Here is a 26,186-nt window from a genome sequence, read left to right on the forward strand (position 1 = left end):
GTGCCCGCCGGGCCCGGTCCCGCCGGTCCCGCAGTGCCAGCCGAGATTGCCACGTGCCACGTACATCCCCGGCCTGTCAAGGAAGACGACCAGATGACACGAGAGATCACCGGAGCCCAGTCGCTCGTCCACTCCCTTGAAGCGGTCGGAGCCGACGTGGTCTTCGGCATCCCCGGCGGCGCGATCCTGCCCGCATATGATCCACTGTTCGACTCCACCCGAGTGCGACATGTCCTTGTCCGGCACGAGCAGGGCGCGGGTCATGCGGCCGAGGGGTACGCGCAGGCCACCGGGCGGGTCGGGGTGTGCATGGCGACGTCGGGGCCGGGGGCGACCAACCTGGTGACCCCGATCGCCGACGCCTACATGGACTCGGTGCCGATCGTGGCCGTCACCGGGCAGGTCCCCAGCCCCTCGATCGGGACCGACGCCTTCCAGGAGGCGGACATCTGCGGCATCACCCTGCCGATCACCAAGCACAACTTCCTGGTCCAGTCCGCCGACGACATCCCGCGGATCATCGCGGAGGCGTTCCACCTGGCGGCGACGGGCCGGCCCGGACCGGTGCTCGTCGACCTGCCCAAGGACATCCTGCAGTCGGTCACCTCCGTGCTGCCGCACGATGTCTGGCCGCCGGCTCTCGACCTGCCCGGTTATCGTCCGGTCACCCGCCCGCACGGCAAGCAGGTGCGCGAGGCGGCGAAGATGATCAGTGCTGCCCGGCGTCCGGTGCTCTATATCGGTGGGGGAGTGCTCAGGGCCCGCGCTGCCGCGGAGCTGCGGACACTTGCGGAGCTCACCGGCATCCCGGTGGTCACCACCCTCATGGCCCGCGGCGCCTTCCCCGACTCCCATCCCCAGCACCTGGGCATGCCCGGCATGCACGGGTCGGTCGCCGCGGTGACCGCGTTGCAGAAGGCGGATCTGCTGATCACTCTCGGGGCCCGCTTCGATGACCGGGTGACCGGCAGGCTGTCCTCCTTCGCGCCCGGTGCCGCGGTCATTCACGCCGACATCGACCCGGCCGAGATCGGCAAGAACCGGCCCGCGGACGTGCCGATCGTCGGTGACTGCCGTGATGTGATCAACGAGCTCGTCGCCGCGCTCGTCCTGGAGGAGCGGCCGGGCCTCGCCGCCTGGTGGCGGACGCTGGACGGCTGGCGCCGGACCTACCCGCTGGGCTACGACCAGCCGGCTGACGGCTCGCTGGCCCCGCAGTACGTCATCGAGCGGCTCGGGAAGATCGCGGGACCGGAGACCATCTTCGCCGCCGGCGTCGGGCAGCACCAGATGTGGGCCGCGCAGTTCATCTCCTACGAGAACCCCTACACCTGGCTGAACTCCGGCGGCGCCGGCACGATGGGCTACGCCGTGCCGGCCGCGATGGGCGCCAAGGTCGGCCGCCCCGACGCCACGGTGTGGGCCGTCGACGGTGACGGCTGCTTCCAGATGACCAACCAGGAGCTTGCGACCTGCGCGCTGGAGGGAATCCCGATCAAGGTTGCCGTCATCAACAACGGGTCGCTCGGCATGGTCCGCCAGTGGCAGACCCTCTTCTACGACAAGCGGTACTCCAACACGGAGCTCGGGACGCACCCGGACTCCCCGCGGACCGGCGGCGCAGGGGCGTCTGGGCGGGGCGCAGGGGCGTCCAGGAGGGTGCGGGTGCCCGACTTCGTCCGGCTGGCCGAGGCGTTGGGCTGCGTCGGGCTGCGCTGCGAGACGGCGGCGGATGTCGACGCGACGATCGAGAAGGCGATGGCGATCGACGACGCCCCGGTCGTGGTGGACTTCGTCGTGCATCCCGACGCCATGGTGTGGCCGATGGTCGCCGCCGGCGCCAGCAACGACGACATCCGCATCGCGCGCGACACCGCGCCGGACTTCGACTACTCCGGCGACGCCGAGGTGAACATCTGATGACCCGCCATACCCTGTCCGTGCTGGTGGAGAACAAGCCCGGGGTGCTGGCCCGGGTCTCGGGCCTGTTCTCCCGGCGCGGGTTCAACATCGAGTCACTCGCGGTCGGGCCGACCGAGCAGCTTGACATCTCCCGGATGACGATCGTCGTCGTCGTGGAGGACCTGCCGCTGGAACAGGTGACCAAGCAGCTCAACAAGCTGATCAATGTTTTGAAGATCGTCGAGATGGACACCTCCGCCTCGGTGCAACGTGAGCTGATGCTCGTGAAGGTGCGCGCCGACCTGTCGGTGCGGTCCCAGGTCCTCGAGACGGTCGCCCTGTTCCGTGCCAAGGTGGTCGACGTCGCCCAGGACGCCGTCACCATCGAGGCGACGGGAACCCGCGACAAGCTGGACGCCCTCATCCGCATGCTGGAGCCGTTCGGAATCCGGGAACTGGTCCAGTCCGGCCTGGTGGCACTCGGCCGCGGATCGCGTTCGATCACCGATCGCAGCCTGCGAGCAGTCGACCGTCCGGCCTGACCGGGACCGTCGCGCGTCTTTTTCCCATCCACTCAACGAGGAGATTCCCCACGATGGTCGAGATCTACTACGACGATGACGCCTCGCTGGACGTCCTGGCCGACCGTAAGGTCGCCGTCATCGGCTACGGCAGCCAGGGCCACGCGCACGCGCTGAACCTGCGCGACAGTGGTGTCGACGTGCGGGTCGGCCTGCCGGCGGACAGCCGCAGCCGGGCCAGGGCCGAGGAAGAGGGCCTGCGGGTCCTCACCCCGGCGGAGGCGTCCGCCGAGGCCGACATCATCATGCTGCTCACTCCGGACACCACCCATCGCACGATCTACGCGGAGTCCATCGCCCCGCACCTCACCGCGGGCAAGGCGCTGGCGTTCGGGCACGGTTTCAACATCCGCTACGGGCTCATCGAGCCGCCGGCCGGCGTCGACGTGTTCATGGTCGCTCCGAAGGGGCCGGGTCACCTGGTGCGGCGGGTGTTCGAGGAGGGCAAGGGCGTTCCCGTCCTCGTCGCGGTGGAGGCCGACGCGAGCGGCAACGCGCTGGCCGTCGCGCTGGCCTACGCCAAGGGCATCGGTGGCACCCGGGCCGGTGCGCTGAGGACCACCTTCACCGAGGAGACCGAGACCGACCTGTTCGGCGAGCAGGCCGTGCTCTGCGGCGGCGCCAGCGCGCTCGTGCAGGCCGGCTTCGAGACCCTCGTCGAGGCGGGCTACACCCCGGAGGTCGCCTACTTCGAGTGCCTGCACGAGCTCAAGCTCATCGTCGACCTGATGTACGAGGGCGGCATCTCCCAGATGCGGTACTCGATCTCGGACACCGCGGAGTACGGCGATGTCACGCGTGGCCCGCGCGTCATCACCCCCGCCGTGAAGGCCGAGATGCGCAAGATCCTCGACGAGATCCGTGACGGCGCGTTCGCTCGCGAGTGGGTGGCCGAGGACGACAACGGTCGGCCGAATTTCACCAAGCTCGTGGCGGAGGGCAAGCAGCACCCGATCGAGCAGGTCGGCGCGAAGCTCCGGCCGATGATGTCTTGGATCGCCTGATTTCTGGATCTCCAGGTAGGTCCCGCGGGTCGTCGGGCGGATCGTGCCCTCTCGGGGGCGGCCGTGGTGCGCTGCCGCCGTCCCCGGGTGCGTGCCGTCCCCGTCCGGGCACGCCGTCGCCGTCGGTCGGCGGAAAGGGCTCGGAGTCCACGGCGGGCGTCGGTAGGCTGGGCCCGCCGCCTCGTGCGGTGTCCGCAGTATCCACGTTCATCATCGCCAGGCCGAAGGCCACGTGATCACGCCTCGTTCCGCGTCGCCTCCCGGTCTGACCCGAGGTCGCTAGGAGAGGTCCAGTGCCTGTCGTACTCGTTGCCGAGGAGCTCTCACCGGCCGGGCTGGAGGTGCTGTCCGGGGACTTCGAGGTTCGTCACGTCGACGGTGCCGACCGGTCCGCGTTGCTGCCCGCCATCGCCGACGTCGATGCCGTGATCGTCCGGTCGGCCACCAAGATCGACGCCGAGGTGCTCGCCACCGCGGGAAAGCTCAAGGTCGTCGCCCGGGCCGGCATCGGGCTGGACAACGTCGACGTCGCCGCCGCCACCCAGCGCGGTGTCATGGTGGTCAACGCGCCGCAGTCGAACATCGTCAGTGCGGCCGAGCATGCGATCGCGCTGCTGCTCGCCGTCGCCCGGCGGGTTCCCGCGGCCAGCGAGGCACTGCGCGGCGGCGAGTGGAAGCGCTCGAAGTACGTCGGTGTCGAACTCGTGGAGAAGACGGCAGGCGTCGTCGGCCTCGGGCGGATCGGCGTGCTCGCGGCGCAGCGGCTCGCCGGCTTCGGGATGAAGGTCATCGCCTACGACCCGTACGTGTCGGTGGCCCGTGCCGCGCAGCACGGCGTGACCCTTGTCGACCTCGACGAGCTGCTTCGGCAGAGTGACGTGATCACGATCCATCTGCCCAAGACGCCGGAGACGCTCGGTCTGATCGGCACCGACGAGCTGGCCCGGACCAGGCCCGGTGTCATCATCGTCAACGCGGCGCGCGGCGGCCTCGTTGACGAGGCTGCGCTCGCCGAGGCGGTCCGCTCCGGTCAGGTCGGCGGTGCGGGCATCGACGTCTTCGCCAAGGAGCCCACGACGGCCTCCCCGCTGTTCGGGCTCGACAACGTCGTCGTCACCCCCCACCTCGGCGCGTCCACCCAGGAGGCGCAGGACAAGGCCGGGCTCGCCGTCGCCCGCTCGGTGCGGCTGGCGCTGCAAGGCGAGTTCGTGCCCGACGCGGTCAACGTGCAGGCCGGTGGCGTCGTGGCCGAGGACCTCCGGCCGGGTCTTCCGCTTGCGGAGAAGCTCGGGCAGCTCTTCTCCGGCCTCGCGGGCAGCCTGGCCGCCGCGATCACCGTCGAGGTGCGGGGCGAGATCGCCGTGCACGACGTCTCGGTGTTGCAGCTCGCGGTGCTCAAGGGTGTGTTCACCGACGTGACCGAGGAGCAGGTCACCTACGTCAACGCGCCGCTGCTGGCCAAGGAGCGCGGGGTCGACGTGGCCTTGGAGACCGCCGAGGACAGCCCCGACTATCACAACCTCGTGACTGTGCGAGGAGTCCTCGCCGACGGCACGCCCGTGTCGGTGAGCGGCACGCTTGTCGGCTCACGGCAGGTCGAGAAGATCACCGCGATCGACGGGTTCGAGGTCGACATCCGGCCCGAGGCGCATCTGGCATTCTTCCGCTACGAGGACCGGCCGGGGATCGTCGGCGCGGTCGGTGCCCTGCTCGGCGAGGCGCACATCAACATCGCCAGTGCGCAGGTCAGCCGCCTGCAGGCCGGCGGCGAGGCGTTGATGTCGCTGTCGCTCGACGACGCGGTCGCCCCCGACATCCTGGCCGAGATCGCGAAGATCATCGGCGCTTCCTACGCCAGGGCCGTAAGCATCAGCAGCGAATGACTCCTTCCCCACACGGTGGCTTCGCCGCCGTGTGGGGTCTCCGCAAAGGCACCTTCGGCGATTTTGCGGGGGGAGTCGTGGGGGCCTTCGGTGGTCCGGGGTGTTCCTCGGGTTGCCGTGGATTACCTGGGCTGGGTGGGGTTTACCAGGGGTAGCTGCGGGCGATCTCAACGGTAGGCGATCGATTGGGTACGGGTAGCGGTGGCATGGGGACGTGATCCAGGTGATCTTTCCGTGGAACGTGCGCCGTAGTCGTGGTGTCGGGTTTACCGTGGCTAGCATGGCGTCGCGGCATCAGGACCCGTTCGAGGGGCTTCGCCTGGATGAGCGATTCGTCCGCGGAGCCCGGTTTCTCGAACCGTCCGCGGCCGAGCGCAGCCGGCAGCACGGCCGGCCGGCTTCCAGCCGTTGTCAGGTCGTCCCAGCTTCCCGGGGTCTGCCCGGCTTTTTCCATCGGCTGGTGGCGCCGCCCAGACCACCGGGCCGTCCCCGCCAGATCGCGCGAATGGTCACGTTCATGGCCATCATCGTCGGGATGATCACCATCACCGTCGTCGCCCTGCGGCAGACGGCGAACCGGACCAGCCCGACCGTCGCACGGCTGGTGCCGACCACGTCGTCGGGGTCCTCCGCGGCCACCAAGCAGACCGCCGTACCGGCTGCCACCGGCACGCTGACCGGTCCCCCCGCCGGCTTTGGGATCAGGCCGGACCTGCTCGCGGCCCTGCGGCCGGGTGACTGCCTGAACTGGACCCCGTATCCGGCGGGCTCGCCCGCCTCGGTCGATCCGGTGGTGCCCGTCCGGGTGAGCTGCCGGGAGCCCCACATCGACGAGGTCACCCGGATGGTCGACCTGGCGGTGCTCTTCCATCGCTGGCCTGGCGCGTCGGTGGTCGCCGAGGTGACGGACGAACGCTGTGCCGGAGCACTGCGCGAGTTTCCCGGAACCGTCGACAGCACTCCGCACCGCACCGTTGGCACGATCTACCCGTCCGAACCCAGCTGGCAGCTCGGTGCGCACGCGGCCGTGTGCACCGTGCGCACCGACGACCTGCGGCCCCGCAGCGGTCAGTTCCGTGTCCCCGGCGCCGTCGCGGCACCGGAGTTTCCTCGCGGTCGGCCGAACATCCGGTAATGTTGGTGCGCGATGCGTGCGCTGCTTCTCCTTAGCCGCCGCGGCGGGGCCTGATACCCGAGCTGGCTTCCCCGTCGCGGTGTTTTCGTGTGTCAGCGTCGGGATCCTCGCCATCCGGCGGTCCAGCGTCCAGGTGCGGCCTGACGCTCCTCTGCTGATTCTCCGCGGATCCTCCGGCATCCAGTCACCCACGTCGCGAACCGTGCGATCACGGTCGCGGGGGACTCTTTCGAGGAAGCAGGAGCAGGAATGACCACGCAGCAGCCGTCCGGCATGCCGGTCGAGAAGTACCGTCCGTTCGTCCCCGTCTCACTTCCCGACCGGGCCTGGCCCGAGCGGACGATCACTCGCGCCCCGCAATGGTGCAGTGTCGATCTGCGCGACGGTAACCAGGCACTGATCGACCCGATGACCCCCGCCCGCAAGATGCAGATGTTCGAGCTGCTGGTGGCGATGGGGTACAAGGAGATCGAGGTCGGGTTCCCGGCGGCCAGCCAGACCGACTTCGACTTCATCCGGCAGCTGATCGAATCAGATCGCATCCCGGACGACGTCGTCATCCAGGTCCTGACGCAGGCGCGGGAGGACCTGATCGAGCGCACGGCCGCGTCGCTGGTCGGCGCGTACCGGGCGCTGATCCACCTGTACAACTCGACATCCACGTTGCAGCGGCGGGTGGTGTTCGGTCTTGATCGGGCGGGGGTGACCGAGATCGCGGTGCAGGGCGCCCGGTGGTGTGCCCAGTACGCCGAGAAACTGCTGGACGGCACCGATGTGCGCTGGCAGTACAGCCCGGAGTCGTTCACCGGCACCGAACTCGACTATGCGGTGGAGGTGTGCGAGGCAGTCATGGACGTGTGGGCGCCGACCCCGCAGCGTCCGGTCGTGCTGAACCTGCCGGCGACGGTCGAGATGTCGACCCCGAACGTCTACGCCGACCAGATCGAATGGGTCGGGCGGAACCTGACCCGCCGGGATGCCGTCGTGCTGTCCCTGCATCCGCACAACGACCGGGGCTGCGCGGTCGCCGCGGCGGAACTGGGTGTGCTGGCCGGCGCCGACCGGGTCGAGGGCTGCCTGTTCGGCAATGGGGAACGGACCGGAAACGTCTGCCTGGTCACGCTGGGGATGAACCTGTTCTCGCAGGGGATCGACCCGATGATCGATTTCTCGGACATCGACGGGATCCGGCGCGCGGTGGAGTACTGCAACCAGCTGCCCGTCCATCCCCGTCATCCCTACGGCGGCGACCTCGTCTACACCGCCTTCTCCGGCTCCCATCAGGACGCCATCAAGAAGGGTTTCGAGGCCATGGAGCGCACCGGCCAGACCCGCTGGGAGGTGCCCTACCTGCCGATCGACCCGAAGGACGTCGGCCGCTCCTACGAGGCGGTGATCCGGGTGAACAGTCAGTCCGGCAAGGGAGGGGTGGCATACCTGCTGAAGTCCGAGCACTCCCTGGACCTGCCGCGCCGGCTGCAGATCGAGTTCTCCGGTGTCGTACAGCGCCACACCGACTCCGCGGGCGGCGAGGTGACGGCCGAGGAACTCTGGACGATTTTCCGCAGCGAGTACTTCCTGGACGGCGCGGAGGGGTCCGGCCCGCTCGAACTGCTGGGCTCCCGGACGACGGCGGCGTCGGGCGATCGGGATGAGGTCTCCGTCTCGGTCCGTTTCCAGGGGGCCGACACGGTGATCACGGGAACCGGCAACGGCCCCATTGACGCATTCGTCACGGCGCTCGCCAGCCGCGATCTGACCGTGCGGATTCTGGACTACAACGAGCACGCCCTGGGCTCGGGAGCGGATGCGCGAGCGGCCGCGTACCTCGAGGTGGCCGTCGACGACCGGATCTTCTGGGGAGTCGGGATCGACGCCAACATCGTGACGGCGTCCCTGCGGGCCGTGGTGAGTGCCGTGAACCGGGCTGCCCGGGACCGTTCGGTGCCCGCGCGGGCTGGTCGTGGTGGTGGCGCTGGTTAGTCGTGGTGGTCCGCCGGTTCTACGTCGTGGATAGTCTGGCGGACCTCGTCCAGCATCGACTCCGGGATATCCGTCATACCATGATCAACTTGCGCGTGGGTGTCGACGGAACGGAGAAGATCGTCTTCGGTGGGGGCGATCATGCGCGTCTCGCAGTCGTGCATGATCGCACCACAGTAGAATTGCTTCATGCTCGGGTGCCGGACGATGATCTCTGCCGGCGCGGAATGGCTCCTGGCCGCTGGGCTCGGCGACATGAGCGCCTGCGCGGTCCAATAGCGGTTTCGCCTCATGTGGACATTTCCGCGAGCCGTAGCATCAGACGCTCCATCCGTACCAGGCCGAGTGGGCGCCCCATCTCGGTCACGATTATCACGGGATCGAATCGGCTGGCCCGGGCCCGCGTCATGGCGCGACGCGCGACCTCGGTCACCGGCTCCTCGGGCCGCGCGAAGAGCGTCGTGGGAACACGGCGCGGTTCCGTGCTGCCGCCCGGGCCGCCGGACAGATGCAGGGCGACCGGTCGGCATCGGTTGGAGACGATGACGGTCGCTCGAGGCGTCCGGTCACCGTCCGGTCCGGCCGGATCATCGCCGGCCGCGAGACCGTCCCGGTTCCGGGCGGCGCTCATGGGACAGGACGGACAGTCCGCGGACATGGCGCACCGACCGGAGTCACCTATACTGATCGTGACCTGTTCCATCAGGCTCTCGATGCTCGCGGCGTGGTTGCTGCGTTCCGAGAACTGGCGGATACGCCTAGCCACGGTTGGGTCGAGCTGCTGCCAGGCCCGGGAGGGACGCCCGAGCAGGAATCCCTGGCCGAGCGGAACCCCCAGCGCGACCAGCATTCCGAGCTCGTCGAACCGCTCGACCCCCTCCGCGATGACCCAGGCGTTGAGCCGGCTGGCGAAGGTGCCGACCAGCTCGGTGAGGGCGATCTTGACCTGGTCGTCGTCCACGTTGACTACGAGCGAGCGGTCCAGCTTGACGAAGTCGGGGCGGATCCGCGCCAGCTGCCGTAACCCGGCATAGCCCGAGCCGACGTCGTCCATCGCCACGAACGCACCGAGGTTGCGCAGTGCGCCCGCGGTGGTCGTCAGGCCGGTGGTGGCGTCGAGGTCGACTGCCTCGTTGAGTTCTAGGACCAGGCGCCGCAGGTCCGCACGCTGCCAGATTGCCGTGACTTCTGGTGAGGTGAGCAGATGGGGCAGGACGTTGACCGCGAGGAAGCAGCGGTCGGGAAGCCGGTCACGCGCCTCCAGCGCGGCGGCGAGGACACGGGCCTCCAACTGGGCCGCGAGCCCGAGCCGGTCCGCCTCGGCGAAGACGAGGTCGGGCGGGTGGGCCGGGTGGCTGTGGAAGCGTGCTAGCGCCTCATACCCCGCGATGACCCCCCGTTGCAGATCCACGATCGGCTGGAAGAACAGCACGGGTTCGTCGGGGTCGGCGAGAATTCGGCGCAGGTCGGGCCGGTCGTCGCCACGCGTCCCACCGCCGTCGCCGTTCTTCAACCGGCCGAGGGGACCCGCCCCATCGGCCGCGGGCAGCGTCCTGCCCTCGGCCGCGCCACCGGACGAAACAGCCGCGTCGCCGACATCGGGGCGGTCGCTGGACGGAGGTCCCGCGGGAGTCCGCTGCCGAGTAATCATGCGCCGTGCACCCCCTCGCATCGAAGCACGTCGCACCTGTCCTGTAACTGAGTTTCTTACCATCCGGCCGCGATGCCGGGCGCGAGTACCGTCCGGAGTTGTGAATCCTGCGCTCTTTTGTGTGACCGGCTGGTAGCGGTCAGATTGCCGTTCATCGTCCTTCCCGTGTCCCCGACGCAAGATCGGCGATTTCTGGGCGCCGGAGGCGTCGTTCATCGTTGATCCGTTGCCAAAACGGTCATTGCTCGCCAGGATTTTCGGGTGCCGACGCGAGGCGTGCGAGTAGTCCGAGTCGGCCGATGGAAATCAATCCAGCGACAACGAGGGTGAACTTTATTTGGCGAGGTGGTGCACTACGATTACTCAAGGTGATCGAATGCGGAGGTGTGAGGCGCCGTTCCAGCGCCGAGCTTGGACTGAGGTAATGAAATGGCTACTGTTAGCATCCATTCGGGGGTGGTTTGCGGCCGTTCGGGAGCACGATGACGGCCGTCGGGGCGGCGGCCCGTCGTGAGCGGCCCCGTGCGGACCCGTGCCGGATCGGCACCGGTCGGGCGGGCCAGACCGGGTGGGACCGCTGCGGGGCCGCGGTCGGCCGCTACAGTCGGCCTATGAGGCTTGCGGTGATTGGCGGTGACGGGATCGGCCCCGAGGTGGTGGCGGAGGGGTTGCGGGTGCTGCGCGCGGTACATCCCAAGGTCGACACGACCGAATACGACCTGGGTGCCCGGCGCTGGCACGAGACCGGGGAGACGCTGCCCGACTCGGTGCTGGAGGAACTGCGCGGTCACGACGCGATCCTGCTCGGGGCGGTCGGTGATCCCGGCGTGCCCAGCGGTGTCCTCGAGCGTGGCCTGCTGCTGCGGCTGCGGTTCGAGTTCGACCATCACGTCAATCTCCGGCCGGTGCGGCTCTATCCGGGAGTCCGCTCGCCGCTGGCCGGAGATCCGGCCATCGACATGATCGTGGTGCGGGAGGGCACGGAGGGGCCGTACGCGGGCGCGGGGGGTGTGCTCCGGAAGGGGACGCCCCATGAGGTGGCGACCGAGGAGAGCCTCAACACCCGGTACGGCGTCGAGCGCGTCGTGCGCGACGCGTTCCGGCGGGCCGATCGACGCGAGCGTCGCCACCTGACTCTCGTGCACAAGAACAACGTGCTGACCAAGGCCGGCGACCTGTGGTCGCGCACCGTGGCCGAGGTGGCGCCCGAGTTCCCCGACGTGCGCGTCGACTACCAGCACGTGGACGCGGCCTCGATGTTCTTCGTGACCGATCCGGGTCGGTTCGACGTCGTTGTGACGGACAACATGTTCGGTGACATCATCACCGACATCGGCGCGGCCATCACCGGCGGGATCGGCCTGGCCGCCAGTGGCAACCTCGATCCCTCCGGTGTCCACCCGAGCATGTTCGAGCCCGTGCACGGCAGCGCCCCGGATATCGCCGGCAGGCAGCTCGCCGACCCGACGGCCACCGTCGCCTCGGTGGCGATGCTGCTCGATCATCTCGGCCACGCCGAGGAGGCGGCGAAGGTCGAGGCCGCCGTCGCCTCCTCCCTGGCGGATCGTGCCGCCGCGGGAGCGGCCCAGCCGTCGACACGGGAACGTGGCGAGGACCTCGCCGCGCGGGCTGCGGGCTGAGTTCTCGTCATGCCGGTCTTCTCGTCACCCCGCCACGCCGCCGGTGGAGGCCGGATGGTTGATCGCCTCGGGGCCCTTCCGGTCCAGGTGCGTCGTGGTTATTCTCTACGGGAGCCGTAGATCCGGTAAGACGGCAGCCGACAGGGCCCCACCACGGCGAAGATCGGCGGATTCGTCATCTCCTGTTCGCTTCGTCGCACTTTGGCCTGGAGTCGCCGTGCCTATCACCCCAACCTCGAAGATCTGGATGAGTGGAGAGTTCGTCGACTGGGACGACGCCCGCATCCACGTGCTCAACCCGACCCTGCACTACGGGTGGGGTGTGTTCGAAGGCATCCGCTGCTACGAGACGGCCCAGGGGCCCGCCGTGTTCCGGCTGACGGACCACATCGCCCGTCTCTACCGCAGTGCCAAGATTTATGTGATGGAGCCGTCCTTCACGCCGGAGCAGGTCGTCGCGGCGACGAAGGAGACCATCGCGGTGAACGACATCGCCTCCTGCTACATCCGGCCGCTGATCTACCTCGGTTACGGTGAGATGGGGCTCAATCCGTTGCCCTCTCCTGTCGAGGTCATGATCGCGGTGTGGCCGTGGGGTGCCTACCTTGGCGAGGAGGCGGAGGAGAATGGCGCCCGCGCGATGATCTCCTCCTGGAAGCGGAACGACCCGAACATCACGCCGCCGGCGGCCAAGGCGTCCGGGCAGTACCTCAACTCGTCCCTGGCGAAGGTCGCGGCGGTCAAGGCCGGTTACGACGAGGCAATTCTGACCAGCCCCAACGGCCACATAGCCGACGGCACCGGGGAAAACGTCTTCATCGTCTCCGGACGCAAGGTCATCACTCCGCTCCTCACGGACGGTCCGCTCGGTGGCATCACCCGCGCCTCGATCATGAGGATCGCCGCCGACCAGGGGTACGAGGTGATCGAGCAGCACATCGTGCGCACCGACCTCTATCTGGCTGACGAGGCGTTCTTCACCGGCACGGCGGCCGAGATCGTGCCGATCGTCGAGGTGGACGACCGGCAGGTCGGGAGCGGGAAGCCGGGCCCCGTCACCCGGGAGCTGCTGGAGATCTTCCACCGCGCGACCCGAGGGGAACTGGACCGATACCAGGAGTGGAACGAGTTCGTCCAGCAATAACGCCGTGGCCGGCGTCGTCGCGGGCGTTCCACGTTCCCCCGCGTCCCGGCCAGGGCCGTGAGCCCGGCCCCGCGTGGCCGGGCTCACATAATGCCCATGCCGAAGCGTCGTGCGCTCTGGTCAACACGGCAGGCAGGGCCTACCGTCGCGAGTAGCAGTTTTCACGAATGCACAAGCGTCGGGAGGGCGTCGTGCGGGTTTCGGAGGGTATGAGCTCCCTTGTTCTCATGATCGGCCCGGGGCACACGCTTCGCCAGGCGGCGAGGCTGATGGCGGCGCGCAAGGTCGGTGCCGCGGTCGTCCACGATGCGGACAGCGAGGGCTACGGGATCCTGACCGAACGGGACGTTCTGCGGTCGATCGCTGCGGCTCAGGATCCGGATGTCGAGATCGCGGGTGACCATCTCACCCGCGATGTCGTCTTCGCGGATCCGGAGTGGTCCTTGGACGAGGCGGCTGCCGCGATGCTGCGAGGTGGTTTTCGGCACCTCATCGTTACCTCGGGTGGTGGCGTAGCCGGAATCCTCTCCATGCGCGACGTGGTACGTTGCTGGAGTAGCCAGCATGTTACGGTATGATGTCGGCTGTGTCGTACGCCGGGAATGCTTGCGGTCTGCCGCCGAATCCGATCCCGTCGTCCGGGGTAGTTGGGGAACATGAGGCAGGCGGACGGCGCTACGGTCACCGCATGCACGACAACGAGGCGGTCGCCCTGCTCCGAGCGACCACGCTGCTGAAGGAACTGCAGGAGGAGGACCTGTTGCGGCTCGCCACGCGAGCCGTCACGCGACGTTTCCGGCGTGGACAGGTTGTCTTCACGGAAGGCGAACCCGCCGACACCCTTCTGGTGGTCGCCTCCGGACGGTTGAAGGTGCTCACGAAGGCCGATGACGGCCGTGATCACGTTTTGAACATTGTCGGGCCACGGGAAACCCTGGGAGAACTCAACATCGTCGAAGGGGGGACCCGGTCCGCCGGCGTCGAGGCGCTCGAACCGAGTACCGCGCTGGTTCTCGACCGCACCGCGGTGTGGGAACTCGTGCGGGAACGACCGGCCGTCGCCGAGCAGCTCATCCGAGCACTGGTGGCGCACGTGCGACGCCTCACCGGAGCGAATGCCGACCTCGTCTTCCTCGATCTGCCGCGACGCGTGGCCAAGTTGCTCCTGCTGCGGATGCGGGAGGCAGGGCGTCCAGTGATCGAACTCGGCCTCACACAGACCGAGATCGCCTCGCTGCTCGGCGGTTCCCGCCAGTCGGTGAACCAGGCGTTGCGCGAGTTCGAGCGGAGGACCTGGATTCTCTCGGAAGGTCAGACCATCACGATCCTGCAGGTCGACCGGCTACGTCGGTTCGCGGGGGACTGAGATCCTCCGCTATGGCGCACGCCACATCCGTCACATGTCGGGCCTGTTACATCGTAGGCTTGTCACCCGGCGGCGAACCCGTCTCCGTCGCGCGCTTCGGTCGCTGACCCCTGGGACCGGGCGCGTGGCGGCCCCAGGTTCCCGAACTCTGCTCGGTTCGGCGTGCCGGAGGTTGTCCGGACCGCTCGGCTTGGCCGGGGCGGAACGAACCAAGATCCTTGCGGAGGGGCGCCCCTTGCGGCCATACGATCCCGATTCCCTGCACGTTTATGACACGACATTGCGGGACGGTACCCAGCAGGAGGGGCTGTCGCTCTCGGTCGGCGACAAACTCGCGGTGGCCCGTCACCTGGACGATCTCGGCGTCGGTTTCATCGAGGGCGGCTGGCCGGGATCGAACCCGAAGGACGCGGAGTTCTTCACCCGGGCGCGCGGCGAACTGAACCTGACGACCGCCGTGCTGACCGCCTTCGGGGCCACCCGGCGGGCGGGCCGCGCCGCCGCGGACGATCCCCAGGTGGCGGCGCTTCGGGACGCGGGGACCTCGGTGGTCTGCCTGGTCGCCAAGTCGGATCTGCGCCATGTCGAACGTGCCCTGCGCACCACCCCGGCCGAGAACCTCGCGATGATCCGGGACACCGTCGCGCATCTGCGCGCGGAGGGAAAGCGGGTGTTCGTCGATGCCGAGCACTTCTTCGACGGCCATCGGGTGCATCCCGACTACGCTCTTGAGGTCGTCTCCGTTGCGGCCGAGGCCGGTGCCGAGGTCGTCGTGCTGTGCGACACGAACGGCGGCATGCTCCCGACGCGGATCGGCGCGGTCGTTGCCGATGTTCTCGCCGCAACCGGCGCCCGGCTCGGTATCCACTGCCACGACGACGCCGACTGCGCGGTCGCGAACACCCTGGTGGCGGTGGAGGCCGGCGTCACCCACGTGCAGGGCACCGCAAACGGCTACGGCGAGCGGTGCGGGAACGCCAACCTGCTGAGCGTCATCGCGGGCCTGGAGACCAAGTTGGACCGGGCCGTGCTGCCGCCCGGGCGGCTGCGTGAGCTCGTCCGGGTCTCTCACGCGATCGACGAGGTCACCAACTCCGTGCCCGACCCGCACCGGCCTTACGTCGGGGCCAGCGCCTTCGCGCACAAGGCCGGCCTGCACGCCAGTGCCGTCAAGGTCGATCCGGACCTGTACCAGCACATCGACCCGGCGGTCGTGGGCAGTGACATGAGGATGCTGGTCTCGGAACTCGCCGGTCGGGCGACCATCGAACTGAAGGGCCGTGAGCTCGGCCTCGACCTGTCGAACCAGCGTGAGGCGCTCGGACGGGTGGTGGACCTGGTCAAGGAGCGGGAGGCTGCCGGATACGTCTACGAGGCCGCGGAGGCCTCCTTCGAACTCCTGCTGCGCGACGAGGTAACCGGCCGGCAGCAGTTCTACACCCTCGAATCCTGGCGCGTCATCGTCGAGCAGCGTCCGGGCGGCGAGGTGGCCAGCGAAGCGACGGTGAAGCTCACCTCGCACGGCGAACGCCACGTCGCGACGGCGGAGGGGAACGGACCGGTCAACGCTCTCGACACGGCACTGCGCAACGCGCTGGAGAAGGCGTATCCGGGGTTGGCCGATCTGGACCTGGTGGACTACAAGGTTCGGATCCTCGACGGCAAGCAGGGGACCGGCGCGGTGACCCGGGTCCTGCTGGGAACCAGCGACGGCCGCGAGCGCTGGGACACGATCGGCGTGGACGAGAACATCATCGCCGCCTCCTGGGCGGCTCTGGAGGACGCCGTCGACTACGGACTGCGGCGGCAGGGGGAGAGCCCGGACCCGGTCGCGCCCTGACGCCGGGCCACACCCCCGGGCGGGCCGCGCTCGGGGGGTGTGGCCCGGCGTATCGCCCGCGGAGCAGCCCGCCGCCGCGGGCCGGTCCGCCGGCTACGTGCGGTCAGTCCTGCGGGATCTCCTCCCACCACTGGCACCACCAGTCGCCGCCGACCAGAACGCGCAGCTTCGGGTGCCAGCAGTAGGCGATGTCCTTGTCGGTGTCCAGGTAGTACAGGCAGTTGTCGCACCGCTCGTCGCCGTTGGGTTTACCCCGCAGGATCGCGTCTTCGGCCAGGTGGCCCAGTTTGACGCTCAGCTCCTCGTCGATCGGCTTCGGCTCGGGTGCGCCGACGTCGTAGACGGGGGTGGTGTCGGTCTCGCTCACCGTCTTCCTTTCCTCTCTTCTGCCGGTCCTCTGCCGGGTAGCTTGCCGGGTAGCTCCGCGGTGATGTCGGCCGTCCGCGTCGGCTCTGGTCAGTACAGGACAGCGGGACCGGGTGGCCGCCATCCGCTGGTGGACCAGGCGGTGGACCAGGCGCGGATTCTGGCCTGATTCTCGGTCACTCGTCACCGTTCTGGCGAACCTGATCAGGCCCCGGCCGTGGTCATGTCGGTCATACAAGTCATACCCGCGGCGTGGCGGGGCCGCCCACCGGCCGGTCGTGTCAGCGCCTTCCGCGGGCTCGGTACGGTTTGGGGATGCGTATCGCGAGGTTTACCGATGGTTCGGAGCCTGGGTTCGGGATTGTGGAGGGGTCGATCGAGGCGGGTACGGCCGTGATCTGCGGCATCACCCCGCATCCGTTCGGTCCGTTCTCCTTCACCGGCGTCCGCCGGGGGCTCGGCGACGTGCGGCTGCTCGCTCCCGTACTGCCGAGCAAGGTGCTATGCGTGGGCAGGAACTATGCCGACCATGTCCAGGAGATGGGCGGTGACACCCCGCCGCAGCGTCCGATTCTCTTCCTCAAGCCCTCCACCAGTGTCGCCGGGCCGGGCGATCCGATCATCCTTCCGTCGGACAGCGAGCGGGTCGACTTCGAGGGCGAGTTGGCGATCGTCATCGGCCGGCTGTGCCGTGACGTCCCGGTGGAACGGGCCTTCGAGGTGGTGCTCGGCTACACCTGCGCCAATGACGTGACCGCTCGCGATCAGCAGAAGGCGGACGGCCAGTGGACCCGGGCCAAGGGCCATGACGCCTTCTGCCCCCTCGGTCCCTGGATCGAGACGGATCTCGACCCGGCGGATCTGCCCATCCGCACCACCCTGGACGGCGAACTGCGCCAGAGCTCCCGAACCGGCCTGCTGCTGCGCGACGTCCCCTCGTTGATCGCCTACCTGTCGTCGGCCATGACGCTGCTACCCGGCGACGTGCTGCTGACCGGAACGCCCGCGGGCGTGGGGCCGATGTCACCGGGGCAGACGGTGGCGGTGACAGTCGAGGGCATCGGGACCCTCACCAACCCGGTGACGGCTCGCTAGCGCCCGCGGTGCGATCCTCCGCCGGGTGGCCGTGGATCGGGTGGCTGCCGGTCGTTCCCGATGCCCCAGCCACGGGACGTGACGGGGATGACCGGCGTACATCGGCACCCCGGCGCGCTGATGTGCCCTCTGCATGCGGTACAGTAGGCAGCGCCCGGACAGGGCCCATGGGGTATGGGGTAATTGGCAGCCCAACGGATTCTGGCTCCGTTAGTCTAGGTTCGAGTCCTGGTACCCCAGCTGCACCAGATCTACCGCTTGGTTGAAACTGGCCGCTATACTGTATAGTGTGACGCGCGCGTAAGCGCGTAAGTAAGAACCAGAGTCTTGGCCCCGTCGTCTAGCGGCCCAGGACGCCGCCCTCTCAAGGCGGTAGCGCCGGTTCGAATCCGGTCGGGGCTACACAGTGATTTCGTCTTTGATTCTTCGCAGAGGGTGAGAGATACGCCCTCGCACCAAGACCATCGATGGCCCCCGGGTTTCTCTCCCGGGGGGCCATCGTTATGTCGGGCGCGATCCGGGCCTACCGCACAACCTCGAACCGCAGCATGGCCGCGGGGTGGCGGGCCATCGTGCACGCGCGGCAGCCGCAGGACGCCGGGCCTCCGCGGCCGTGGACCACTTCGATCTCGGTGTCCGGGGTCGAGGCCACCAGGCGCAGCTGGGGGCGCGCGGCTCGGGCCATGACGGCGGTCAGCGCGGGATCGTCGGCGGCACCCGGCTGCGGCGGGCCGATCCGACCCGCGGTCGACGGGGCGATCGCGGAAGCGGTCGAGGCTGTCAGGGCCACTGAGGGCACGGTGTCCTCCTCCATGGGGGGCCGTCTCGGGGCCACCCCGCGGACCACAGCCTGGCGGGGAGAGCGAGGTCCGCGCCATGCTCCGTTGAGCCCGGTACCAGGTGGTGCAGATGGCCTAGTCAAACCTGGGCACTGTCGCCATGCGACACCACCCTTGACAACCATGGTGCTCCAGCACCGGATCGGTACAAACTTGCGCGGATGTCCACCGTCAGTCCATCGACACCCGAACGCGCACGGCGTCGGCATGGTAGTGCGCATGTGGGGCGCGCCGCCCGCCATGCTGGTCGGCTGCGTCCGCCGGGATCGGCACCGGAGCAGGTGGACGTCCTGCCGGGAGTTGCCCGGCGCGTCACCTCGCTGCTTCCCCAGGGCCGCGGTCTGCCCATCGAGGACTGGACGGCCCGTCACACGTTGATGTGCCTGGTGCTGGCGATGCACCCGCCGGTCATCGTCTGTTACGCGATCTGGCGCGACCTGAGCCTCGTGCACGGCTTTCTGGCGGCCAGTCTGCCGGCGCTGCTGTTCGCCTCTGCGGTGGTGCCCGGCCGCCGTCGGGTCCGTGCCCTGGCCGCCAGCCTCGGGCTGCTGTGCTGTTCGGTCGTCCTCGTCCATCTCTCGGGCGGCCTCACCCCGATGTACTTCCACTTCTTCGTGGTCGTCGCATTGATCGCGCTCTACGAGGCGTGGACCGTCTACCTGCTGGCGATCGCCTTCGTGTTCGTCGCCAATCTGGCGATCGGCAACATCATCTCGGCCGACGGGGAGTTGCTGGACAACGCCTGGCTGGTGGCCGGCCTGCATGCCGGCTTCATCTTCGCCCTTGCCTGCGCACAGATGGTCTTCTGGCATTACAACGAGCAGTCCCGCCGCCGGGTGGAGCACTACCGGCAGCAGCTCTACGAGGGTCAGCAGAGCCTGATGGCCCGGTTGGAGGAGACCGACAGGATCCGCAGCGACCTGGTTGCGACGGTGTCGCACGAGTTCCGCACGCCACTGACCGGTATCCGCGGAAACCTGCTGACCATCAAGCGCCGTCGCCACCGGCTCTCGGACGCCCAGCTCGACGATCTGCTCGATGCGGCGGTGAACTACTCCGATCGCCTCTCCCGTCTGCTGGAGAACATGCTCACGGCCGCCACGGCCACCGGCACGGACGAGACCACCATCGCCGATCTGCCGGAGGTCGTCCGGCACGTGCTCGCCACGCTCTCGTACGCCGGGTCGCCGAGCAGCGTGACGGTGGATCTTCCGCCACAGCTGCCGGTGCGGATGGCCCGGCAGGCCCTCATCCAGGTGGTCGCGAACCTCGTCGACAACGCCCTGGTGCACTCCTGGCCGGGAGCGCCGGTACGGCTCATCGCCGGCCGGGTGGGCGACGAGGTCGTCCTGCGCGTCCGCAACCCCGGGCCCGATCTCGACCCCGACACCATCCGCCAGCTCTTCGAACCGTTCACCCAGCGGGACAGCACGGCGACCCGCCCCACGGACGGGGCCGGCATGGGGCTCTATGTCGTGCGACGCCTCGTCGAGGTACACGGGGGACGGCTGCGGATGTCCTCGGAGAATGGCGAGATCATCGTCGAGGTGGACCTGTGGGCGGCGACCAGCCTGGCGGCGCTCGCGCCGGAGCCTGAGGCGGAACTGCCGGTTCCGATGCCCCTGCCGCGCAGTATCCGGGTTGACGAGGAGCCGGGTAAGCCACGGCTTACCGGCGGGCCACTCGCTGGTTCCCGGGACGACATCCGCTCGTTGCCCATGGACCGTTTCGGCTGAGCGGGGCGGGAAGACCGTTCCCCGTGCCGGGCTGATCCCCGTGCCGGGAAGGCGCCGGGACCTGCCCAGACGGCGGCCCAATGGTCAGGCGTTCAGGTCTTGGCCGTCGATGTCGATGTCGATGTGGGGGTCGGGGCCGGGGCGGACGCTGGGGGCTTGGTGCAGGCCAGGGTCAACGTCACCGTCGTGGAATGGCGTGGACGCTGTCCGGTGGGGGAGTACGCCGACACCTTGCTGGTCTCGCTGTTGGTGCATGACCCGTTGACCGCGGTGGAGGTGAAACCGGCGAGGGTGAGCTGCCACTTGGCGTCCGACTCGGTCATTCCGATGACGCCGGGTACCTGCGCGCAATCCTCGACCTGCAGGTTAATCGTGGCTGTTTTGGCAATCTTTCCGGACTTCGGGGACTGGTGCGCGACGGTGTCGACCGCACCGGCGCCGTAGCACCCGAAGGCCTTACTGAGGTTCGTGAAGCCCGCCGATTTCAGGGTGTTCTCCGCCGTGGTGAACGAGCTGCCCTCGGTGTTGGGAACGGTCGCCGTGCCGTCGTCGGTGGGTGACGGGGACGGGCTGCTCCGTGCCGTCGGGCTGTTCGTCGGCGTGGCCCCCGTGGGGCTGGCCGCAGGCGCCGTGCCGGCGCCGGGGGAGGGAGATCCCTTCGCACTGGGCCGCGGGGTCGTCCCGCCCCCGGAGAGGCTCGTCGGGTTGACCCCAACGGCCATGCCCGGAGCGGCTCCGCTGGTTCCGAAGCCGGAACCGCCCGAGGCCGCCGCGGCGGACACCCCGCCGGGACCGTCCGCGCTCAGTTCCGCGCCGGTGCCCCCGCTGGAGGCGAGCGCCCAGCCGCCGGCACCGGCGACGAGGGCGACGACAAGGCCCGCACCCGCCGCAATCCGGCTACGCCGCCGCCGGTCGGCAGCCGCCCGCGAGGCGGGCCCGGCCCCACCGATCGGGGGGCCGGGTTGGTGGTTCGCCGGGATCGCCGACATGACTGTGTTCGTGTCCGCGGCCGGGGCGTCGGAGCGGGCCGGGACCCGCAGCGCCGGCTGCATGCCGGTCGGGGCGTCACCGTCCCACCCTCCCCGGCCGCCGGTGGCCGGGGCCATCCGGGTGCGCTCGACACCGCCCTCCCGTCCACCGGCCTGCGTGCCACCGGCCTGCGTGGCGGTGGTCAGCGGACTTCCCGCGATCTGCGTGTGCTCCAGGTCGGACCAGGCGGCTGCGCCGCCCGCCCCGACCACGCATCCCGCGCCCCCCGCCGCGGCCACGGCGGCGGAGCGCACCACGCGCTGCGTTCCCGTGGTGGGGGAATGATCCGCGCTCCGGGCCGCGGACGCGCCGGCGAGTGCGGAAAGCTGGATTCGGTTGTCATGGTCGGCATGGCTGCCTGGCCTGGACGCGTAGCCGCCCCCCCAACGGCTGGCCTCGAGCGCCTCGACCAGGTCTTCGGCCGCGTCGGCGGCGCTCACGGGCCGCCCCCTCGGGGACTTGGCGAGCATTCCGGCCAGCACACCCCACACCGGCGCAGGCACACCCTGGATGGGCTGGGGCTGTTTTTCGCGGTGCGCCTGCAGGAGCTCGGCCGGGTTGGGGGAGTCGAACGGCGGCGAACCCGCGAGAAGCTCGTACAGCACGACTCCCGCCGAGTACACGTCCGCTGCCGGGGTCGGTGGCGCGCCCGTGCTCAGCTCGGGGGCCATGTAGAGCGGGGTCCCGATCGGTCCAGTGACGCTGGTCCGGGACGAGCCATTGATCATCTGGGCGATCCCGAAGTCGGTCAGGCGCACGATCGGATGAGCCGGATCGGAAGTGTCGATGAGTATGTTCTCGGGTTTGACGTCCCGGTGGACGACGCCGGCGGCGTGCACGCTGTCGAGCGCCCACAGGGTGCCGACGACGAGCCGGACCGCCTCCTCCACCGGTCGAGGCCCGAACTCGCGCAGATGGGTCCGCAGGTCGGGACCGTCAACCAGATCCATGACTATGGCGAGCACGTCGGGTTCGTTCACCAGATCGCGTACGGCGACGAGATCCGGGCTGTCGAGGTCGATCAGAAGGTCCCATTCACGCAGGAAGCGCTCCACGATCTCGGGATCGTCGGCGAGCTCGGGGCGCAGCACCTTGATGGCCACGGGAGCACCGTCCGAGACGGCGGCGCCCCGCCAGACCTGGCCGGTCGTACCCTGCCCGAGTATCTCGTGCAGCACGTACCGCGAACCCAGTTTGCGCACCGCGCGTTGTCCCCTTCTTTGGCGCCGCCCGGGGCGGCCGAGCCTACGACGGCGCCGCTGCGGGCGGCGGCGGCCCGTGGGCGGAGCCCGGAGCGTCATCCGGACGAGCGCACCAGTGCGCGGGCGAGCTGTATCGCTTGCACTAGATGCCAATACCCGCATGGGTCATCCGGCCTACTGTTCCGATCATCCGAGACGGACGACTCGAACAGGCTACGACGTAGGGCGGCGAAGCCGCGCGGCGGGAGATACCCCTGCGCGGTGGAGCCGCCGCCCACCACCGGCAGATGTAGCCCGGGCAGTCGCGGGCGTGGGGTCCGAATGGGGGATTCAAAATGGCGAATGGCAAGAACGGCCGACGAAAAGGTCCGGTCGCGTGTTTTGTGGCCGGGGAAAGTGGCGGTGGCCCACCGGTTGGTGGCCGACGTCCGGTGGCCGGCGGTTGGTGGCGGGTGGATGCAGGCGAGTGGGTGTGTCAGCCGACGGCCGGTGTCGAGAGCCGGGCTGCCGCGGCGAGGACCGCCGCGCGGTGCCGGCGCCCCGGCGACCGGGTGAGTCGCTCCACCGGTCCCGACAGGGACACTGCCGCGATCACCGTTCCCGTGCCATCGTGCACCGGGGCGGACACGGACGCCAACCCCCTCTCGCGTTCCCCGATGCTCTCCGCCCAGCCACGATCGCGCACCCGGCGGAGGACAGCTTCGTCGAACAGGGCTCCGGCGAGCAGTTCCGGCTCGGGATGCGCCGCGAAGGCGAGGAGGACCTGAGCACCGGACCCCGCCGTCATCGGGAGTGCGGCGCCGACGGGCACGGTGTCGCGCAGGCCGCTGGCGCGTTCGGAGGCGGCGACGCAGCGGCGCAGGGCCCCGCGCCGCACATAGAGCTGGGCACTTTCTCCGGTCACCTCACGAAGCTCGGCGAGAACCCGGTCGGCCCGATCCAGCAGGTCCCACGGCAAGGGGGTCGGGGTCCCCGCGGCGAGCCGCGGCCCGGGGACGAAGCGGCCGTCGGCGGTCCGGCCGAGCAGGCGGTGGACCTCGAGAGCCTGTGCCAGCCGATGCGCCGTCGCACGGGTGAGCCCGGTTCGGGCCACCAGATCAGCCAGTGACGCCGGTCCCGCCTCGACGGTGGTCAGCACGAGGGCTGCTTTGTCCAGGACTCCGACTCCGCTAAGCTGTTTCACACATTGATACTGTCATCCCACATCATGAGACAACAAGCTGTGGGACAGGGAAACTCATCACCACGCCAGAAGAGGGGAGAATGGGTTGCCCATGGGGCGCACACTTGCGGAAAAGGTCTGGGACGCCCACGTGGTGCGGCGCGCCGACGGTGAACCGGATCTGCTGTACATCGATCTGCACCTGGTTCACGAGGTCACCTCGCCGCAGGCGTTCGAGGCCCTGCGGCTGGCCGGGCGGCCCGTGCGGCGTCCGGAGCTGACCCTCGCTACCGAGGATCACAACGTCCCCACCACCGACACGCTGGCGCCGATCGCCGATCCGATCTCGGCGGCTCAGGTGGAGGCGCTGCGGAAGAACTGCGCCGAGTTCGGCGTGCGGCTGTACCCGATGAACGACCCGGGCCAGGGCATCGTGCACGTCATCGGCCCCCAGCTCGGGCTGTCCCAGCCCGGCATGACGATCGTCTGCGGTGACAGTCACACCTCCACCCATGGCGCGTTCGGGGCGCTGGCCTTCGGGATCGGCACCAGCCAGGTCGAGCACGTCCTCGCGACCCAGACGCTGCCGCAGCGCAGGCCGAAGACGATGGCGATCACCGTGGCGGGCGACCTGCCCGTCGGGGTCACCGCGAAGGATCTCATCCTGGCGATCATTGCGCGGATCGGTACCGGCGGTGGTGCCGGCCACGTCATCGAGTACCGCGGTGCGGCGATCCGGGCCCTGCCGATGGAGGGCCGGATGACGGTCTGCAACATGTCCATCGAGGCCGGTGCGCGCGCCGGGATGATCGCGCCCGACGGCGTCACGTTCGAATATCTCGCCGGGCGGCCGCATGTCGCCACCGGCGCTGCCTGGGAGGAAGCGGTGGCCTACTGGCGCACCCTCGCCTCCGACTCCGACGCGGTCTTCGACCGGGAGGTCGTGATCGATGCCGCGAGCCTCACGCCCTACGTCACCTGGGGAACCAACCCGGGCCAGGCCGCACCGCTCGGATCGCTGGTTCCCGCGCCCGCCGACTACCCGGACGCGGCCGCGCGGGCCTCGGTCGAACGAGCGCTGACCTACATGGGCCTCACCCCCGGCACCCCGTTGTCCGACGTCACCGTCGACACGGTGTTCATCGGATCGTGCACCAACGGGCGCCTGAGTGACCTGCGCGCCGCCGCCGACGTGCTGCGCGGCCGGCGGGTGAGCGAGGGGGTCCGGGTCCTGATCGTTCCCGGCTCCATGGCGGTGAAGGCGCAGGCCGAGGCGGAGGGGCTCGACGAGGTCTTCCGAGCGGCGGGAGCGCAGTGGCGCAGCGCCGGCTGTTCGATGTGCCTCGGCATGAACCCCGACACGCTTCGGCCCGGCGAGCGCAGTGCCTCGACGTCGAACCGCAACTTCGAGGGCCGGCAGGGGCCGGGTGGGCGCACCCATCTCGTCTCACCCGCGGTCGCCGCGGCCACCGCCGTGACCGGTCGGCTGACCGCTCCGGCGGATCTGTAGCGCGCCCGGCGTGGATCGTCGGTCCACGCACGACGGCGACCGTCGTTCATCCACGACTTCTTTGAGAGGGGAGCGTTTCCGCGATGGAGGCGTTCACGATTCACACCGGGCGCGCGGTGCCGCTGCGCCGCAGCGACGTCGACACCGATCAGATCATTCCAAGTGAGTGGCTCAAGCGGATCGAGCGGACGGGATTTGGCGCCGGCCTGTTCGCGCAGTGGCGCGCCGACGACGGCTTCGTGCTGAACAACCCAGCGTACGCCGCGGCGTCGATCCTGCTGACCGGCTCGGACTTCGGCACCGGTTCCTCGCGGGAGCACGCCGTCTGGGCGCTGCAGGACTATGGGTTCCGTGCCGTGCTCTCGCCCCGGTTCGCGGACATCTTCCGCGGCAACGCCCTCGGCAACGGCCTGTTGCCGGTGCAGCTGCCGGCTGAGACGGTCGAGGCACTCACGTCCGCCGTCGAGGCCGATCCCACGATCGAGATCACTGTCGATCTCGTCGCGCGCGAGGTCCGGGGCGCGGGGCTGGTGGCCAGCTTTGACCTCGACGACTTCACCCGCTGGCGGTTGATGGAGGGGCTCGACGACGTCGGGCTGACCCTTCGCCACGAAGAGATGATCACCTCTTTCGAGGCCGGTCGGCCCGCCTGGTCGCCGACCACCGCCTAACGCCCGGGGCTGTCACCCGGCCACCGGCGTCCGGGTGCGCCGGTTCCCGAGCACCGCACCATCCGCGGGGACGGAGTCGGGTCCGGTCTCGGTCGGGGGTTCACGGTGGTGCGTGTCGGATCTCACATTCAGGAAGGTGGGATGGGTGACGGGTGCACCGGGGGAGTGTTGATCATCTCTGTGGGGATGAAGCGGCTGTCGCGGCAGGCTTCCGGGTAGCTACCCAGCGGAGTGGCATCGGCGATGTCGGGGGCATCCGGCTACCAAAGGGTGACATTGCGCCCAAACCAGAAGGCAATTCTCGCTACTGAACGTAATGAATCTGCCGAACGAGCTATGTCGGCCGGACCCTACGCATCCCGTCGCCCACCGGAGCAAACCCGTTGACGTGCGGGTTTGTGTGACGCGACACGCTCACGGGAATTGCCCTCGACAGTGGAGATGCCT

At 69.2% G+C, this 26,186-nt stretch carries 21 protein-coding genes, 2 tRNA genes and 1 pseudogene; 18 read left to right on the top strand and 6 right to left on the bottom strand.

Translation table 11 applies throughout. The features are described 5' to 3' along the window. Positions 1-45 precede the first annotated feature (45 nt). From AC08OX_RS00590 to leuA, 7 genes and pseudogenes are all read left to right on the top strand, one after another. The gene (locus AC08OX_RS00590; RefSeq protein WP_476606026.1) at positions 46-1,920 is read left to right on the top strand and encodes an acetolactate synthase large subunit; all 1,875 of its coding nucleotides are present in this window, start codon (positions 46-48) and stop codon (positions 1,918-1,920) included. Next, entirely contained in the window at positions 1,920-2,444 is a 525-nt protein-coding gene (gene ilvN, locus AC08OX_RS00595; RefSeq protein WP_011438015.1) for an acetolactate synthase small subunit, read from the top strand. Before AC08OX_RS00590 ends, ilvN begins: the two co-directional genes overlap by 1 nt. 53 nt (positions 2,445-2,497) lie before the next feature. Then, positions 2,498-3,487 (top strand): ketol-acid reductoisomerase, encoded by a 990-nt coding sequence (ilvC, locus tag AC08OX_RS00600; protein ID WP_011438014.1) that lies wholly within the window; start codon positions 2,498-2,500, stop codon positions 3,485-3,487. A gap of 293 nt (positions 3,488-3,780) precedes the next feature. Further along, entirely contained in the window at positions 3,781-5,370 is a 1,590-nt protein-coding gene (gene serA, locus AC08OX_RS00605; RefSeq protein ID WP_476605996.1) for a phosphoglycerate dehydrogenase, read from the top strand. Positions 5,371-5,650: 280 nt separating this feature from the next. Further along, positions 5,651-5,737: pseudogene (locus AC08OX_RS00610) on the top strand (SCO2583/SCO2584 N-terminal domain-containing protein); the annotation flags it as partial. Positions 5,738-5,887: 150 nt separating this feature from the next. Beyond that, entirely contained in the window at positions 5,888-6,505 is a 618-nt protein-coding gene (locus AC08OX_RS00615; protein WP_476606027.1) for a septum formation family protein, read from the top strand. A 249-nt stretch (positions 6,506-6,754) separates the two neighbouring features. Continuing rightward, positions 6,755-8,488 carry a 2-isopropylmalate synthase gene (gene leuA, locus AC08OX_RS00620; RefSeq protein ID WP_476605997.1) on the top strand — a complete coding sequence of 578 codons (1,734 nt, stop codon included), beginning with the start codon at positions 6,755-6,757 and terminating at the stop codon, positions 8,486-8,488. On the opposite strand, the gene AC08OX_RS00625 is transcribed toward leuA, so the two are convergent. Then, entirely contained in the window at positions 8,485-8,679 is a 195-nt protein-coding gene (locus AC08OX_RS00625; RefSeq protein WP_476605998.1) for a DUF1059 domain-containing protein, read from the bottom strand. The two genes, leuA and AC08OX_RS00625, sit on opposite strands and share 4 nt — an antisense overlap. Positions 8,680-8,777: 98 nt before the next feature. Beyond that, positions 8,778-10,139 (bottom strand): EAL domain-containing protein, encoded by a 1,362-nt coding sequence (locus AC08OX_RS00630; protein WP_476606028.1) that lies wholly within the window; start codon positions 10,137-10,139, stop codon positions 8,778-8,780. A gap of 611 nt (positions 10,140-10,750) precedes the next feature. Between AC08OX_RS00630 and AC08OX_RS00635 the strand changes: the two genes are divergently transcribed. The 5 genes from AC08OX_RS00635 (at position 10,751) to cimA (ending at position 16,129) form a co-directional block, all read left to right on the top strand. Then, positions 10,751-11,779: a 3-isopropylmalate dehydrogenase gene (locus tag AC08OX_RS00635; RefSeq protein WP_476605999.1), complete on the top strand. Its 1,029-nt coding sequence runs from the start codon at positions 10,751-10,753 to the stop codon at positions 11,777-11,779. Between the two features lie 217 nt (positions 11,780-11,996). Next, a complete protein-coding gene (ilvE, locus tag AC08OX_RS00640) occupies positions 11,997-12,923 on the top strand; it encodes a branched-chain-amino-acid transaminase (protein ID WP_476606000.1) in 927 nt (308 codons plus the stop codon). Between the two features lie 191 nt (positions 12,924-13,114). Next, positions 13,115-13,501 (top strand): CBS domain-containing protein, encoded by a 387-nt coding sequence (locus AC08OX_RS00645; RefSeq protein WP_476606001.1) that lies wholly within the window; start codon positions 13,115-13,117, stop codon positions 13,499-13,501. A gap of 110 nt (positions 13,502-13,611) precedes the next feature. Next, positions 13,612-14,289, top strand: a complete 678-nt coding sequence (locus tag AC08OX_RS00650) for a Crp/Fnr family transcriptional regulator (protein WP_035731281.1) — start codon at positions 13,612-13,614, stop codon at positions 14,287-14,289. A gap of 235 nt (positions 14,290-14,524) precedes the next feature. Beyond that, entirely contained in the window at positions 14,525-16,129 is a 1,605-nt protein-coding gene (gene cimA / locus AC08OX_RS00655; protein WP_476606002.1) for a citramalate synthase, read from the top strand. Between the two features lie 103 nt (positions 16,130-16,232). On the opposite strand, the gene AC08OX_RS00660 is transcribed toward cimA, so the two are convergent. Further along, positions 16,233-16,496: a hypothetical protein gene (locus AC08OX_RS00660; protein WP_011438003.1), complete on the bottom strand. Its 264-nt coding sequence runs from the start codon at positions 16,494-16,496 to the stop codon at positions 16,233-16,235. 314 nt (positions 16,497-16,810) lie between these two features. Here AC08OX_RS00660 and AC08OX_RS00665 point away from each other — a divergent pair, with 314 nt between their 5' ends. The 3 genes from AC08OX_RS00665 (at position 16,811) to AC08OX_RS00675 (ending at position 17,992) form a co-directional block, all read left to right on the top strand. Further along, positions 16,811-17,590, top strand: coding sequence for a fumarylacetoacetate hydrolase family protein (locus AC08OX_RS00665; protein WP_476606003.1), 780 nt, complete (start codon positions 16,811-16,813; stop codon positions 17,588-17,590). 168 nt (positions 17,591-17,758) lie between these two features. Further along, positions 17,759-17,830, top strand: a tRNA-Gln gene (locus AC08OX_RS00670). Positions 17,831-17,919: 89 nt separating this feature from the next. After that, a tRNA-Glu gene (locus tag AC08OX_RS00675) sits at positions 17,920-17,992 on the top strand. Between the two features lie 121 nt (positions 17,993-18,113). On the opposite strand, the gene AC08OX_RS00680 is transcribed toward AC08OX_RS00675, so the two are convergent. After that, positions 18,114-18,389 (bottom strand): hypothetical protein, encoded by a 276-nt coding sequence (locus AC08OX_RS00680; RefSeq protein WP_476606004.1) that lies wholly within the window; start codon positions 18,387-18,389, stop codon positions 18,114-18,116. Positions 18,390-18,590: 201 nt separating this feature from the next. On the opposite strand from AC08OX_RS00680, the gene AC08OX_RS00685 reads away from it, so the two are divergent. Further along, entirely contained in the window at positions 18,591-20,165 is a 1,575-nt protein-coding gene (locus tag AC08OX_RS00685; RefSeq protein ID WP_476606005.1) for a sensor histidine kinase, read from the top strand. Between the two features lie 92 nt (positions 20,166-20,257). Here the strand turns inward: AC08OX_RS00685 and AC08OX_RS00690 are convergent, their stop codons facing one another. Beyond that, positions 20,258-22,396 carry a protein kinase domain-containing protein gene (locus tag AC08OX_RS00690; protein WP_476606006.1) on the bottom strand — a complete coding sequence of 713 codons (2,139 nt, stop codon included), beginning with the start codon at positions 22,394-22,396 and terminating at the stop codon, positions 20,258-20,260. 475 nt (positions 22,397-22,871) lie between these two features. After that, positions 22,872-23,579, bottom strand: a complete 708-nt coding sequence (locus tag AC08OX_RS00695) for an IclR family transcriptional regulator (protein ID WP_476606007.1) — start codon at positions 23,577-23,579, stop codon at positions 22,872-22,874. Positions 23,580-23,670: 91 nt separating this feature from the next. Here AC08OX_RS00695 and leuC point away from each other — a divergent pair, with 91 nt between their 5' ends. Both leuC and leuD read left to right on the top strand, forming a co-directional pair. Then, complete coding sequence (gene leuC, locus AC08OX_RS00700; RefSeq protein ID WP_476606029.1) at positions 23,671-25,068, top strand: 3-isopropylmalate dehydratase large subunit; 1,398 nt, start codon at positions 23,671-23,673, stop codon at positions 25,066-25,068. Positions 25,069-25,151: 83 nt separating this feature from the next. After that, complete coding sequence (leuD, locus tag AC08OX_RS00705) at positions 25,152-25,739, top strand: 3-isopropylmalate dehydratase small subunit (protein WP_476606008.1); 588 nt, start codon at positions 25,152-25,154, stop codon at positions 25,737-25,739. The last annotated feature ends 447 nt before the right edge of the window (positions 25,740-26,186 follow it).

It is taken from the genome of Frankia sp. CoBUL1, from assembly GCF_978021245.1.